This is a genomic window from Orenia marismortui DSM 5156, assembly GCF_000379025.1.
GTDB lineage: Bacteria > Bacillota > Halanaerobiia > Halobacteroidales > Halobacteroidaceae > Orenia > Orenia marismortui.
The window spans coordinates 33,212-46,233 of sequence record NZ_KB900623.1 but is presented as its reverse complement, the minus strand read 5'-3'; the positions used below and the strand labels follow the sequence as shown (position 1 = coordinate 46,233).

The following is a 13,022-nucleotide window of genomic DNA, read 5'->3' as shown; positions in this document are numbered from 1 at the left end:
TAAGATATCATCTGGAATATTGGCCATCTCTAAATCGCCAGAATAACCGTTATTAGTAGTATAGATAAAGTAACGAGTATCGTCTGCATAAAATTCTGTCTTATCCCCTTCAGGATCCATCGACAAATTGACTGCCCCGGGTACTTTTCGAGGAACTCCATATCCTGTTGTTCCATCTACTACATCTTGAGCAGCTCCCATAGTCGCTCCGGTAGTTCCTGTATCAGCAAAAGTAACATCTAACGTAGTATCATTAGCCTGTGACACTTTTGTAGCCAAATAGACATTTCCTGCATCATGCCAAGCCCTAAAAGTTCCAGAAATTATATCGTCATCATTCAAGATGTTAACAATTGCAGATGCTACCTTCGATACATTCGTGTGAGTTTCAGAGGCAAGAGGAACTACAACACCAGCAGGAGAATCAACCCCTAGCAAAGTATCTGCTGTTACTGTTAACCCAATTTCTCCATCTGTACTTGGTGGATCAGTCACCTTTATCTTGATCGTCTGCGATACTCCGATTGGGGCTATATGCACATTTTTAAGACCAAATTTAACTTTATTTTGACTCATAATTTATTCCTCCTTAAATTAATTGAATTTCATACACAATTTGAATCATATCCTCTTTTTCAATATCAGTTTCTCGCTTACCATAAGATAAACCTAATTCCTTTAACTTGCCTTCTATCGCTTCCTCGGTTGGAGGATGTTTGATAGTATTGTAATACTCTATACTACAGTCAGTTATCTTCTTGTAGTTAGTATTGTCGGCATATAGATCATCATTATCATCTTCAAGGACTACTGCAAAAGGCGGAGAAGTTGGCTCTTTGAATTTTCTATAGGCACATTGTAAGCCTAGTGATTTTATAGCATTAATCAAATCTAAGTAAGTCATTTAATCACCTACCTAACATATCTAAAACCTTGAAAACCTTTCATTTTCACAGGTTCTATTTCGTGAAACTCGCCACTTCTAATTATATAATTTCCTGCTTTCCATACTCTGCCTGTTGTCTGGCACACAAACCTATTTTTATGAGCTAAATCTGCTATAAGGTGATATCCACGAATATAGCCATCATATACCACAAAACACTTATCTCCTGCTTGAGCTTTCCTAGGGAGACCTCTATCCCCTAGGAAATAGTTAAGTAATAATTCTTTTTCCTCTACTTCTTTACATTCTTCTAACCATTTTTTCCAATTTTCACTCTTAGGTATCGTTATAGCTATATCCATCTACTCCCCACCTTTTTTAATGACTTCCTCAACCCTCTGCTCAAATAGTTCACTATATTTTTTCTCTACAGGTTCTATATGTTTTTGCCCTGGTGTTCTTGAACCATCCCTATTCAAGTGACCATCCTCCAAAAGATGTGTCAACTGAGGTTTTTCCTTATTGTAGACTGTGTGACCTACTTCATCACCTCGACCAGTTTTCTTCCTACTCCAACCATCTGCATAATGCTCGCCATCGTTATCACTACGAGGAGAAGTCTGCTTTAGCTCATTTTTAGCCTCATTAGCAGTTTTTTTAGCTTCTTTTTCTATACCTTGTGAGACGTCATTAGTATAAGTCTTAACTTCTTCAACAATTGCATCTGCTAGATCATCAACACTAACTGTTCGAGCCATTTAATTCACCACTCTTCTCAGCTTTGATAATAAACCACATTCCATCATCATTTAGGCTATCAGTATCTTTAATATCAAAAATCTCTTTATCTTTATAGATGATTCTAAATTTTACAGTGTCAACTTCTTCTAAGAAAGTAACATATCTAATCTTAAATTTAATAGTCTTTTCTTCTCCTATTTGTGCAGCTGCATAATACTCTGAACCAAAAAGTTCTAATCTCTGACCCCAGATAATTCTCCAATCTACCCAATCCTCAACTTGATTCTCCCACTCATCAGTTGTTATGGTTTTCTTTTGAATGATTATCTTTCTACGTGGCTTAGTAGCTAAATCTTTCATAACTTCTTTTTTAGATTTAATCATTATGCATCATCCTCTGGCAGTAGATCTACACCAGTTTTAAGTTGCAATCTTAATAATTCTCTTTGATAGTTCTCTTCAAAAATCTCACTCGCATTATTATACACATATCTCACTCTATCAAAAAGCAATGACTTAGCTTGATTATCTAGTGTATAATCTAATTCCACACCCATTAACTGATTAATCCAGTCTTTACTTCTGTTAATTATTCCTTGGATTGCATCATTCTCATCATCCCAGGTCACTTTGAGATATTCTTTGATTTCCTCTAACTCTGTCATTTCACCACCTACTTAATTAAAAAGAGACTGGAATCAACCAGCCTCTTAATTATTTATAATTATGATTTAGTAACAGTTACAGTATAAGTCTCAGTTTCTGCTCCAAGAGTGACTGTAATTGTAACAGTATTATCTCCAGAAGCCCAAGTGGCAGCAGAACCATTGTCCACAGCAGTTCCATCAACATCAATTTCAACTGTAGCTTCACCATCAATAGGTGTAGCAGTAATAGTATTAGTGGCGTCAGTAGTTGCAGCAGTATAGTAGTGAGTAGACTTATTGAATGTTGGATCTAAATCCAAACTACCAATGCTTAAGTCAGCTAATCTTGCATCACCAATATTGACTACTTCCACCTGGTCAATATAAGATTGTAGATTGGCAATATCAAATCTCTTGAATGATACACTGTCAAGAGGCTTTCCGTTACCATAAAGCTTAGTTAAATACACTCTTTCATCTTCTAAGAAACGATATTCATCAGAATATTCAATTCTGCCACCCTTTGAAGTTCCTAAGGCCATGAAATAACGATTTCCAATACCGATTACAATTTCCCCTTCAGGTATATGAACTGATTGAATAGGATTTGTTGGAAATGGGAAAACGTTATTAACATAAGTACCATCTTCTCTTTTCATTGAAGTAGCTGGCATAATCTTTCTAAAATAATCAACCGGATTGACTAATAATAATACCTGGCTAATCTTTCTGTTTAATCCATTCGGAGATTTTGACAAATCAGCAAGGATATTACCATATGAAACTGTATCAATCTTATTAAGAGGGTTGATAGGCAACAATTGAAAACCATCTGCTGGATCTAGTGCAGAATTAGGATCTTTTCTCATTCCAACAGGCTCTTCTAAACCAGTACCATTAATAATTCCATCTTCAAGTCCATTTGCAATAGCTTCAGATAAAATAGTTCTAACATATCTATCTAACCATTGTGGACCTAAATCAATCATAGATTTAGAAACTGGAATAAACGCAGAAAGTTTTTTCTGGCTTAAATCCATTTCTTTAAATCCACCAGTTAATTCTTTTACTATTTCTGATGTTAATTTCCCCCATTGTCCAAGTTGTCTACCTTGTTCATTAACAATCATTTTAACAAGTACACTTGTTGGCATGAAATTAATTGCATCTAATAAAGGATGTTCTTCTGTTAAATCTTCAAACACTGATTCAATAACAGTTTCAGGTAATACTAAATCCATATCAGCTTCAGCAATAGCTTGTTTTGGATTTGAAGAACCCATTACTTCGCCGAATGCTTGATAAAATTTAGTCTCGTTGCTAGTTAAGGCTCTAACCCCTCTTCCAACTAATACTTGGTTGTCAGCCGCTTGAACTAAACCTTTTGCTTCTGCCATAACTGCTTCTTGAAGGATATCAGTATATTCTGTAAATGCTTGAGCAAAAGCTTTTTCATCACCATCTTTCATAGCTTGGTTTAACCTATTAGCTATTTCTGCTTTCTGTTGTAAAACTTTATCCATGTTTTTCATAATTAATCTTCCTCCTTATTGACGAATAACGCCATAAATAAATTTTTTGTTTTATTTTCTTGCGGTTCTGGGTCATTATTATCATTAGGAATAGGCTTAGGATCAGGTTTTGGTTCTGCCTCTTTTGGCTTCTGGGATAATTGTTTAATTTGTGCAGATAAAGCCCTGCTATAACTTAACTGTTGCTCTAATGTCTTATTAGCTTTTTGTAACAACTGTTTAGCTTCTGTTAAATCAGCTTCTTCAGCTATTACTTCATCTGCTAAACCATAGTCCAAGCACTCTTGAGCAGTAAGCCAAGTTTCATTATCTAATAACTCGATAAGTTCCTCTTCACTTATTTTACCACCTGATTTCTCAAGGTAAGCTTGTCTATTACCTTCCATTAATTTATCTAAGTCATCAGCTGCTTTTCTTAGCTGATTAGCATTGCCAGCTACAACATCCCACATATTATGAATCATCTGCATAGTGTTAGAATACATTTTAACCTCATCGCAACCTGTCAAAATAAAAGATGCTGCTGAGCATGCAAACCCATCTACAATCGCTATAACTTTAGCAGAGTGTCTTAAAAGTTGACTTCTAATAGCCATTGCTTCATATACAGAACCACCATAACTGTTTACATATAAATTTATTTGCTTAACATCTGGATATTTAGCTAATTGCTCTCTAAAATAATTAGCAGATGTTTCACTTTCTGTCATGCTCCAAGTCCAATAATCAAAAGTATCTCCTTGGATATCATCATAAATATACATATCTAACTCTTCTGGATTATCTGCCACTTGTTTAAGTTGCCATAATCTCTTCTTCATCTAATCATCTCCTCTAATTCGCTTTTCTATCTCTTCATAATTTTTGGTCATAAAACGCTTTGTACTCCATTCAGTTTCAAGTGGTTCCATTCCAAGTAATTTTAAACAATCATCAACTGTATAAGCTCCAATTCTCAAAAGTATTTCAAGTGATCCAGCTATATCTTTAATATTAACTGCTTTGATCATTGAAGTGTTCAATTTCATATATGTTCTATTTAGATAATCTTTTCTGCCGTATAGCTTACGATTTATTTCATCAGTAATAAGTTCAGCTATAGGATTAACGCAAAAAGTAAGAAAATAATCGATTAACTTTTCAATATCTGCTATCTCTCCTTTGATTAGCTGTGGTGGTATTTGAAAAGCTATAGCAACAAAATCAAAAATATCATTAATGAATGATCTTATTTCTTTGTTGTCAGCTCCACCTTTTACTCCAATATTACTAGAAAACTCTTCTGCTTCAATTCCGTTCGTAAAAGGGATAACTGCTTCGCCTTCTGCTTCAAAAAACTTTTTAAATTTTTTCTCAAATAATTCTTTTAAATCTGATTGAGCTTTATCGGTTTGAGGATAATTAGTCGGCACATTTACACTCATCTTTCTTGAGTTGTTTTTCTTATAATTTTTTTGGCTAACTTCAATTAATTTAGAATAAGATCTATTCAAACCCTCAATCACATTTTGAATTTTGTCATTGTGTAATTCAAAATGAAACACGTCAGACTGAATATATGAATTTCTCAGCTGATAATTATCAATTACTATGTCGTGATAGATATAATCTTTGAAAGCAAATTTTTCAACAGCAAAATCGTCAGCTACATAGAAATCATAACCTTGCTGTATTACTAAGCACTCATTATTGCGAACCAGTTTAGCTACTACATCACGCCAAAACTTACTTGCTGATTTATTAGGGTTTGGTTCCACATTGAAAAGATAATAATTATTTTTCTTGACCTCTTTACCATTCTCGAAAGTTTGGAACTCACTTCTGGATACTGCATTAGCAATTAGATTAATACTGGCCTGCACAGCTAATTCCTTAAAGAATACTTCTCCTGCCAATTCTCCTACATAAGCATCAAGCCCCAATGTTCCAGTGTCTTTATTGAATAAACCAAAAAACCAATCCCATACCGCCATAATTCACCCCCTCCAAATAAAAATAACACCTAATTAATAGGTGTAAACATCTAAACTCATAAAGTTATTATTCTGTTCTTGTAATTCATCATCTTGAGTTAAAGCATGAATAAAACCAAAGAAACCATCAGTTTTTCTAGTCTTTGGTTCAATCTTTAAATAAGTTGTATTACCTTTTTTATCAACCTCAATACAAGTGTTATTTGTATACCACCTCATAGTTGGATTATCTCCAAATACTAAAGTTTCTTCTGAAAATATATTTTCAACAAGAGGAGCCACTTTAGCATGAGTTATTGGACCACTACGCACTTCTTGAAGAGGCAATCCTAACTCTGTAAACTTAGACTTTAATAAGCTCGCTCTGTAACTATCACAGACTATATTTTTTATATTGTATAGTTTGGCTTGCTCTAAAAACCAATTAGCCATATCTTCAGCACTGATTGCATCCCTTCTTATGATTGTAATCAGTCCACGATCTACCATCTCCTGAACTGGAAATTTAATAGGTCTACTTTCTATTTCTAGAGCTTTGTGGCATACAAAGGTATGTTCAATATAATATCTCTTGCCTTGATATTTGAATAATAGTCCACAAGAGGCAAAGTCAGTTGTACGAGCATAATCTATTGCCCCAATACACTCTAACCCTTTTAACTTCTCATAAGGAATTGGCTGCTTAGTAGCCATTATCTTTTCCCAAGGAGCTACCACTGTAAAGTTATCTTGAGCAGGAAGATTACACCTCTTCGTTAAAAAGTCTTGAGCTTTATGAGGTTGATACTTCATCTTGGTCATATCCTTCTCTATTTCTTTCCTCAAATTAGGGAAATAAGGTAATGAAGGATTAGCTTTGACCATTGCATCAATATTCTGTGCCTCCTCTTTCTCATCGAGCTTATATATCAAAGGTAGTAAACCAAGGTCTTTAATTTCTCCACTTAATACTTTTTTTGCAAGTTCTTTCATATCATCAAGAACTCCACCCCTAACATAACCATCTGTAGTTATATAGAAGGTTCTGGAATGTTTCCTTTTACCAAATCCGCTAGTGAAAACTTTTATACTTTCATAATCTTCATACTCGTGTATCTCATCAAAAATCAAACAAGCTGACCTTTTGCCATCCTTGGTACGAGCATTAGAAGTATTGTATTTAATGTAAGACTTAGTTTTGAGATTAGTTATTTTTTCTTTAGTTTTGTAGAAGAAATGCTTAGACTTTTCCCAAGTATCTTCAAGCACATTATACACATCGTCAAATGAAGTTTTGGCTTGGTCTTCATTATTGGCGACAATATCTACATTGTAACCCTTAATCCCATGATAATGAGTAGTGAAATACCAGACCAATGGGGATACAAATCCATTCTTGCCGTTCCCTCTTGCTACCATTAGAAATATTTCATCAAATACAACTGTATCATCTGATTTATAATAACAATGAGTTAGTGCTAAAACAAAAAGCTCCCAGTCAAGGAGCTTAAAAGGGAAATACTTTTCTATTAACTCTATAGCTTTCTTTATCATATCATCTTTTATAATTACGTCTGGATTATCTAGCTTTGATTCTATATAATTCATAGCCTGCTTGATTTCCTTAGAAGATACTCTTTTCCCACTTCTAATTTTCTGAATATATTCATCAATATATTTGTGGTATTTGTAAGCCATCTACATTACTCACCACCTCCACAATCAAAATTTTATTCTTACATTTCTGTTGGTATGTCTGAACTTTCTTGAGGGCTAGGCTTAATACCAAGATCATTTAATATCTTTAACATTTGACCATTTGTTTTGTGTAAATTAGTAACACTATCATTCTTTTTATAGCCAAATTGATTTTCTCCATTTTGGTATTTAATGCTAACACCTTTCTCCCTAATGTCAGCTATAAGCTCATTTTTAATATCCCACAAAGCCATATAATCTTCAATTAAATCTAAAAAATGTTCACCATGAACTCCATTTCGCTCTAACTTGTCAATTAGATCTTGTCTAATTTCTTCTCTTTTTGACACTACACCCCACCCCCCCACACCTCATGTGAGATTTTTGATTTATTTCTTTTGTCGTGTCCCCCTCTCCGGTCCCCTGTTTTCTCAGGGATTTTCATTTTTTAGACCCGGGGGTGTTATTTATTCAAGCTTTGGTTCTATCTTCCCACCACATTTATCACATTTATTCTTATACACCTTCCAGTTCTCGTTGCTTTGTTCCTCGTTTATTGGAGCACCAGCACCACAATCCTCACAAACCATCTTAACTTCCATTCTTCAATCACCATCTTTCCTCTGTAATATATTCCTTCTGACCAGCTCTATACTTCTTAAGCTTCTCTGGATGCTCTTCATTATGACAAGCATTACAAAGAGAAATTAAATTACTTAATACCAAAGCCAATAAAGGAAACTCTCTTAAATGCTTGATATGATGAACACAATCAGCTTTAGAATATCTCCCTTCTTCTTTACACTTCTGACACTCGTGATTGTCTCTGATCAATACTTGCTTTCTAACTGCTTGCCAAATTGCACTCTTATAAAACTTTCTTACATCACTAGCTTTAATTGCTTCCAATAATTCTTTAGGAAGATTAATAATATCACCTTCTTCTAGCAACCTCTTCTACATCTACACTTAATCCAATAATACTTTTACAGTTACTAATCGACTTTGTAACTTTATTTTTTATTATTTCTAAATCTATATCTTCTTTCTGCATCTCTAGATCTACTATCATTAAATTACATAACAGATCATTGGCCAATTCTTCTTTATTTAATTCTTTAATACTCATATTTATCACCTCATAAAAATAAAAAGCACCCAGCTCCTGCCGAGTGCTTCTCTCGATATATACTCTTGTATGTCATATGAGATATAAAAACATATACCCCATACACTTGCGTATAAACTCAATATTCCTTATATAGATTATAGCACAGATTTTAAATTTTTTACTTCAACTTCACTTCAAAAGTACTTCACATTTACTTCATGTTATATTATACTCATGATCTCTCCAAATAAAAGTTGTAATCCTTTCTGCTCTAACAACTCTAACGCCTTTACTCTCCTCCTGTATAAAGTAGCATCACTAATAGCCAATTCAATCTCTATCTTCCTGTTCTTATATTTCTTGAAGTATTTCAATTCAATTACCTTGGCCATTTCTTCTCCCACTTCTGGATCGTCTTTCCTTAACTCCTCTACATCTTCTTGAATTATCTTTCTTAATTCATCTGCTCTCTTAGCCCTGCAAAGCAAATCATCATTTCTTATTATATTATCCTCAACAATATTACTTTGATTATAACTAGCACTCACTCGACCAGGTGTAATTCTATAATATTTCTTACCAATCTTAGCTACATTCTTATCAGCTGAATAGTTACTCTTCAATCCATCATTAATCGTACATGCTCTTCTTCTCAACCTCTTGCTAGCCCTCTTCAAACTTCTATATGAATACAATACTTCTTCTACTTGTTCCACTTTACCCAGCCCCCTCTTAATGATATAATTAACTTGGTGGAGTTAATCGAGAGGACTGGTCCTAGTGGCTTGTCCTTTTTTTATTTTAATAACTAATCCCTTTTGAACTAGTCATCATATTGTTGTATTTTTTCTTCCTGTACAAAAAGTCATCTTCTGCTATAGTTCTGATATGTTCCTCTCTGGCATTGTAGCTGCATTTGTAGCAATGACCATATTCTTTCTTTAGGTCTATAAGCAATGTTTTGCAATCACATCTAGGACATTTTACTCTAGCCAACAACTTCATTTCTATACCTTGCAATTCACATATCTGCTTTATAGTTTTTAAATCCACTTCTCACCACTTCCTTTATGGTAATCATAATATCACTATCTTTCTGTGATAATATCATAATACTTTAATCTATCATAATGATACCTAACAGCACTTTCAGTCCAATCTAATTCTTCAGCAAGTTCCTGAATAGTAGGAGTTCTATAACCTTTTGTACACCAAGAAAATAACACTTCATATAATTTTATATTCTTCTTGGTCAATCCACCACGACTAGCCATGCTATGAGCTTTCTTGTAATTAATGCTCTGTATCACAGAATCACCCCTTTATTTCATTAGTGCTTACCAAGTTTCTTTTTAAAGTTCCCAAATAATCAAGCAATATCATCCATTTTCCTGTATTGCTATCAATTAAAGCTTGTTTACACTCACAAAACGGACAGATCACTGGGACTTTGATATTAAAATTAATTCCTTGTAACTTACAAATCTGTTTTGCTAATCCTAACTTCATGCTTTCACATCCTTAAAAAAGACTTATTTGTTTAGCTTCATTTAGTTCTTTTTTAATCTTTTCTTTAGCCCTTTCTATACTTATTTGAGCATTATTTTCTACTAATAATTTAGCTTTAACTTTGCACATCTTACATTCTACAGTTCTTATAGCTACTGGAATAAGTCCATAGAATTCATCATCTTCCTCTGAATCAAAGCTCCAATGTTCACCACAGATCGGACATGTCGGTAACTTCTCTATTGGCTCGAATTCTTCAGTAAGGAAATTCATTATTTCTTTTGATATTTCAAATTCCTCATTCACTATCAATCACATCCTCAACTACGCTTAGATAATCAACTAACATCATACCTTTGCCTTGCTTGATTCTATATTGTTCTTGGGCTACTACATCATAAGGAATTGATTTTCTTCCTCCTGACAACATGCCTTGCCAGTATCGATCTAAAACTTCATAAGGAAGATAATAAGTTTCATCACGAGTAACAAACTGAACTATCAAAAACCCTATTCCTCCATTTGATACCCAGCTAGTCAAATACAAGTACTGGTGTTCCTTTACGTTGCTAAGATCAAACCTAGTAGACACTTTGGTTTCTTTGGCATCAAAAGCTATTGGTATACAATCGTAAACGCCAATGTAATCAACTGTAGACTTTTTCTCGTAAAAACCATTAGTGATTCTACCGGTTCGGTCATTAATGTTTAATACCTTAACAGGTGTTGCAATCTTCTGCACCAGAGCTAAGCCCCGACGCAGATATTCTTTATTGGTTAATTCGATCTCTTCTTCTAATTNTTGGCCTCTCCCTCCATAATTAATAGCCATACTATTCACCTACTGCCTTAAGTGGCAAATTTGGTTGTAACACTGTTGTCTTCATCTTCTCCAAATCTTTTCTCCATGCTCCATACTTTTTGAAGTTACCTGGATTAGCTTGGACCTCATAACCATAAATCTTAATATCATAGTCAGATATATTCTGTTGGGCTTCTTCTGCTGCCTTTTGGCCTTTGATTTTCTTTCCATCTGATAACAAATACCAATCATCTGCCAATCTTCTTGGAAACCCTGCAGTTCCTTCTTTCTCTTCTAAGTGAACAGTCCTTAGTACATCATCAATTATCGCTTCTCTTGTCTTGATTTCTTTAGCTGCAGCCCATTTATCTTCTGCTACTGTAAGTATTAGATCGTAATCTATGAAGTTTTCTAGCTTACCCGGTACTTTGTTTATTTCCGCGTATATAGTTCTGCCCTTGCTATTTCTAGCCTTGTCTAAGAATTGATAACCTATTTCGATGTTGGCCAGATTAGGCATATTATTTTTTATAACTCTCTCTGCTACTTCTCTAACTTTTCCATCATCCTTCATATAATCGGCCACTTTAATCACCCCTCAATAATTTTTCTAATCTATCTAACTTCTTCTTTTTGACTTTATCTATAGGAATACCATCATTAGTCATTACCCTTAACTGTTCTAGCATAATTTCAACATCTGCCGCCTCTTCTATTATATTTTTTAAGAAATCACCATCTCGATTAACATGTTTAATGATAGCCTTATTTAGTTCTGAACACTCTTCTACTACTTGTAATAATTGAGACTCTATTCCCCATTTATCAATTGCTTTTTGGTATAAATCATTTTTCTCCAATTTCTTCGCCTCTTTCTCTCATAATCTTGCCAACATCTACATAACCATATCTTTGTCTTCTCTTGCTTCTCTTCCGCATTATCAGTACAAACAATATATTCAACAACAACCACGCTGCAATTATCTTAATTAACATGTTCTCACTCTCCTTTTGAGTTGAGCAGCTAGCCACCACACTAGCCACTCACTGTGCAAACCTGTTATTCCATGCTCTGAAACTATACTGTCCTTCGAGCCACCCAGTCCTGAAAGACGTAAAAGGATATGGGTAGCCACTTTCACAACGCCATCTTAAACTGACCTGTACCATCATCTACTAAAGTAATCCTATTCAATTTTTCGGATGGAATGCTACACTTAATGCAGTCTTGATCCTTATCGTTCTTGCCTGCACCCCACACTAAGTAAGGGCAATTTCTGTCACTTCTTGGATCAGAAGACCCTCGGCAACTTTTGCCTATGAAATCTTTAGTTTGGAAGTCGAAATTATATCTATATGAATTGTTGAAATACTTAATTTTTTGCTTATTGATCGGGCAAATAACATAAGTCTCATATCCTTCTTTGGTTTTTATTGGATAAAAATCAGGCATCACATATCACCTCTAACCTGTTAGTAACTCAGTTAAAATCTTTTTGTTTTTCTTATCAGTTAAATTTTCTCTAACAGACTCTTCTGGTGCATGAATAGGAACGGCCATGTCTTTAATTCTGCTATTAATTCGATAATCATAAGGCAAATCTTCAATTTTGCAATTACTAGAGAATATAGTCACTACTGGCTTATCCATTCTAGAGTTAAGGATTTTAAATAACTGGTCATTAGTATCTTTTTTTACTGACTGTTGGCCCATATCGTCTAAAATTAAAACTTCAACTTCTTTTGCTGCATCTATTAATTCGTGAGTTTTTATTTCTGAATTAGGATTATAAGTTTTTCTTATTGCATCTAATAGATCTCCAGCAGTAGCAAATTTAACTCTAGCCTTATATTTTTTAATAAGCTCATTGCCAATAGCTGATATAAGCATTGTTTTCCCACTGCCAGCAACTTTAGAATAGAAATATAATCCTTGACCCTTAATTTTTAATTCTTTAAATCTTTTTACATACTGTTCAGCTGCTTTTTTACACATTTTAGCTGATTTTATAGACTTAGGGCTTTGATAATGACTAGAATTGTCTTTGTAATCTTCGATAATTGTATTTTTAAACTTTTTCTTTATTGTTGCAAAGTCTAATTTGCTATCAATTATTTGTTGCTCTAAGCACTCACATTCTTTC

The 13,022-nt window shown here is 34.0% G+C and carries 22 protein-coding genes and 1 pseudogene; all 23 read right to left on the bottom strand.

Annotation, left to right across the window (positions count from 1 at the left end; all coding sequences use genetic code 11):
- Positions 1-576: pseudogene (locus tag OREMA_RS0113870) on the bottom strand (hypothetical protein); the annotation flags it as partial.
- Positions 577-589: 13 nt separating this feature from the next.
- The gene (locus OREMA_RS0113865; protein ID WP_018249851.1) at positions 590-904 is read right to left on the bottom strand and encodes a hypothetical protein; all 315 of its coding nucleotides are present in this window, start codon (positions 902-904) and stop codon (positions 590-592) included.
- Positions 905-912: 8 nt separating this feature from the next.
- Positions 913-1,248 (bottom strand): hypothetical protein, encoded by a 336-nt coding sequence (locus OREMA_RS0113860; protein ID WP_018249850.1) that lies wholly within the window; start codon positions 1,246-1,248, stop codon positions 913-915.
- Entirely contained in the window at positions 1,249-1,644 is a 396-nt protein-coding gene (locus OREMA_RS0113855; protein ID WP_018249849.1) for an HK97 gp10 family phage protein, read from the bottom strand.
- Entirely contained in the window at positions 1,628-2,011 is a 384-nt protein-coding gene (locus OREMA_RS0113850) for a phage head closure protein (RefSeq protein WP_018249848.1), read from the bottom strand. Before OREMA_RS0113850 ends, OREMA_RS0113855 begins: the two co-directional genes overlap by 17 nt.
- On the bottom strand, positions 2,011-2,292 hold the full coding sequence (locus tag OREMA_RS0113845; RefSeq protein ID WP_018249847.1) for a head-tail connector protein: 282 nt from the start codon (positions 2,290-2,292) through the stop codon (positions 2,011-2,013). Before OREMA_RS0113845 ends, OREMA_RS0113850 begins: the two co-directional genes overlap by 1 nt.
- A 59-nt stretch (positions 2,293-2,351) precedes the next feature.
- On the bottom strand, positions 2,352-3,806 hold the full coding sequence (locus tag OREMA_RS0113840; RefSeq protein ID WP_018249846.1) for a phage major capsid protein: 1,455 nt from the start codon (positions 3,804-3,806) through the stop codon (positions 2,352-2,354).
- Between the two features lie 2 nt (positions 3,807-3,808).
- Positions 3,809-4,627, bottom strand: a complete 819-nt coding sequence (locus OREMA_RS0113835; protein WP_018249845.1) for a head maturation protease, ClpP-related — start codon at positions 4,625-4,627, stop codon at positions 3,809-3,811.
- Entirely contained in the window at positions 4,628-5,779 is a 1,152-nt protein-coding gene (locus OREMA_RS0113830; RefSeq protein WP_018249844.1) for a phage portal protein, read from the bottom strand.
- 33 nt (positions 5,780-5,812) lie between these two features.
- On the bottom strand, positions 5,813-7,456 hold the full coding sequence (locus OREMA_RS0113825; protein ID WP_026189015.1) for a terminase TerL endonuclease subunit: 1,644 nt from the start codon (positions 7,454-7,456) through the stop codon (positions 5,813-5,815).
- Positions 7,457-7,494: 38 nt separating this feature from the next.
- Entirely contained in the window at positions 7,495-7,806 is a 312-nt protein-coding gene (locus tag OREMA_RS0113820) for a P27 family phage terminase small subunit (RefSeq protein WP_018249843.1), read from the bottom strand.
- 117 nt (positions 7,807-7,923) lie between these two features.
- A complete protein-coding gene (locus OREMA_RS19335; RefSeq protein WP_018249842.1) occupies positions 7,924-8,058 on the bottom strand; it encodes a hypothetical protein in 135 nt (44 codons plus the stop codon).
- A gap of 7 nt (positions 8,059-8,065) precedes the next feature.
- Positions 8,066-8,407: an HNH endonuclease gene (locus OREMA_RS0113810; protein ID WP_018249841.1), complete on the bottom strand. Its 342-nt coding sequence runs from the start codon at positions 8,405-8,407 to the stop codon at positions 8,066-8,068.
- Positions 8,391-8,585 carry a hypothetical protein gene (locus OREMA_RS0113805; RefSeq protein WP_018249840.1) on the bottom strand — a complete coding sequence of 65 codons (195 nt, stop codon included), beginning with the start codon at positions 8,583-8,585 and terminating at the stop codon, positions 8,391-8,393. Before OREMA_RS0113805 ends, OREMA_RS0113810 begins: the two co-directional genes overlap by 17 nt.
- Positions 8,586-8,788: 203 nt before the next feature.
- The gene (locus OREMA_RS0113800; RefSeq protein WP_018249839.1) at positions 8,789-9,283 is read right to left on the bottom strand and encodes a hypothetical protein; all 495 of its coding nucleotides are present in this window, start codon (positions 9,281-9,283) and stop codon (positions 8,789-8,791) included.
- A gap of 372 nt (positions 9,284-9,655) precedes the next feature.
- Entirely contained in the window at positions 9,656-9,877 is a 222-nt protein-coding gene (locus OREMA_RS0113790) for a hypothetical protein (protein ID WP_018249734.1), read from the bottom strand.
- 4 nt (positions 9,878-9,881) lie between these two features.
- Positions 9,882-10,076, bottom strand: coding sequence for a hypothetical protein (locus tag OREMA_RS19135; RefSeq protein WP_018249838.1), 195 nt, complete (start codon positions 10,074-10,076; stop codon positions 9,882-9,884).
- A 12-nt stretch (positions 10,077-10,088) separates the two neighbouring features.
- A complete protein-coding gene (locus tag OREMA_RS0113780) occupies positions 10,089-10,382 on the bottom strand; it encodes a hypothetical protein (RefSeq protein WP_018249837.1) in 294 nt (97 codons plus the stop codon).
- Positions 10,375-10,908 carry a Holliday junction resolvase RecU gene (locus tag OREMA_RS0113775; RefSeq protein ID WP_018249836.1) on the bottom strand — a complete coding sequence of 178 codons (534 nt, stop codon included), beginning with the start codon at positions 10,906-10,908 and terminating at the stop codon, positions 10,375-10,377. The genes OREMA_RS0113780 and OREMA_RS0113775 overlap by 8 nt, the downstream gene beginning before the upstream one ends.
- Before the next feature lies 1 nt (position 10,909).
- A complete protein-coding gene (locus OREMA_RS0113770) occupies positions 10,910-11,464 on the bottom strand; it encodes a putative metallopeptidase (protein ID WP_018249835.1) in 555 nt (184 codons plus the stop codon).
- Between the two features lies 1 nt (position 11,465).
- The gene (locus OREMA_RS0113765) at positions 11,466-11,738 is read right to left on the bottom strand and encodes a nucleoside triphosphate pyrophosphohydrolase family protein (protein WP_018249834.1); all 273 of its coding nucleotides are present in this window, start codon (positions 11,736-11,738) and stop codon (positions 11,466-11,468) included.
- Positions 11,725-11,874 (bottom strand): hypothetical protein, encoded by a 150-nt coding sequence (locus tag OREMA_RS19070; RefSeq protein WP_018249833.1) that lies wholly within the window; start codon positions 11,872-11,874, stop codon positions 11,725-11,727. The genes OREMA_RS0113765 and OREMA_RS19070 overlap by 14 nt, the downstream gene beginning before the upstream one ends.
- A gap of 469 nt (positions 11,875-12,343) precedes the next feature.
- Entirely contained in the window at positions 12,344-12,874 is a 531-nt protein-coding gene (locus OREMA_RS19260) for a DnaA ATPase domain-containing protein (protein WP_276324748.1), read from the bottom strand.
- Positions 12,875-13,022 lie beyond the last annotated feature (148 nt).

Coding starts and splice junctions, on each gene's coding strand:
- OREMA_RS0113865 (WP_018249851.1), bottom strand. CDS start 904: ATGACTTACTTAGATTTGATTAATGCTATAAAATCACTAGGCTTACAA.
- OREMA_RS0113860 (WP_018249850.1), bottom strand. CDS start 1,248: ATGGATATAGCTATAACGATACCTAAGAGTGAAAATTGGAAAAAATGG.
- OREMA_RS0113855 (WP_018249849.1), bottom strand. CDS start 1,644: ATGGCTCGAACAGTTAGTGTTGATGATCTAGCAGATGCAATTGTTGAA.
- OREMA_RS0113850 (WP_018249848.1), bottom strand. CDS start 2,011: ATGATTAAATCTAAAAAAGAAGTTATGAAAGATTTAGCTACTAAGCCA.
- OREMA_RS0113845 (WP_018249847.1), bottom strand. CDS start 2,292: ATGACAGAGTTAGAGGAAATCAAAGAATATCTCAAAGTGACCTGGGAT.
- OREMA_RS0113840 (WP_018249846.1), bottom strand. CDS start 3,806: ATGAAAAACATGGATAAAGTTTTACAACAGAAAGCAGAAATAGCTAAT.
- OREMA_RS0113835 (WP_018249845.1), bottom strand. CDS start 4,627: ATGAAGAAGAGATTATGGCAACTTAAACAAGTGGCAGATAATCCAGAA.
- OREMA_RS0113830 (WP_018249844.1), bottom strand. CDS start 5,779: ATGGCGGTATGGGATTGGTTTTTTGGTTTATTCAATAAAGACACTGGA.
- OREMA_RS0113825 (WP_026189015.1), bottom strand. CDS start 7,456: ATGGCTTACAAATACCACAAATATATTGATGAATATATTCAGAAAATT.
- OREMA_RS19335 (WP_018249842.1), bottom strand. CDS start 8,058: ATGGAAGTTAAGATGGTTTGTGAGGATTGTGGTGCTGGTGCTCCAATA.
- OREMA_RS0113805 (WP_018249840.1), bottom strand. CDS start 8,585: ATGAGTATTAAAGAATTAAATAAAGAAGAATTGGCCAATGATCTGTTA.
- OREMA_RS19135 (WP_018249838.1), bottom strand. CDS start 10,076: ATGAAGTTAGGATTAGCAAAACAGATTTGTAAGTTACAAGGAATTAAT.
- OREMA_RS19070 (WP_018249833.1), bottom strand. CDS start 11,874: ATGTTAATTAAGATAATTGCAGCGTGGTTGTTGTTGAATATATTGTTT.
- OREMA_RS19260 (WP_276324748.1), bottom strand. CDS start 12,874: ATGTGTAAAAAAGCAGCTGAACAGTATGTAAAAAGATTTAAAGAATTA.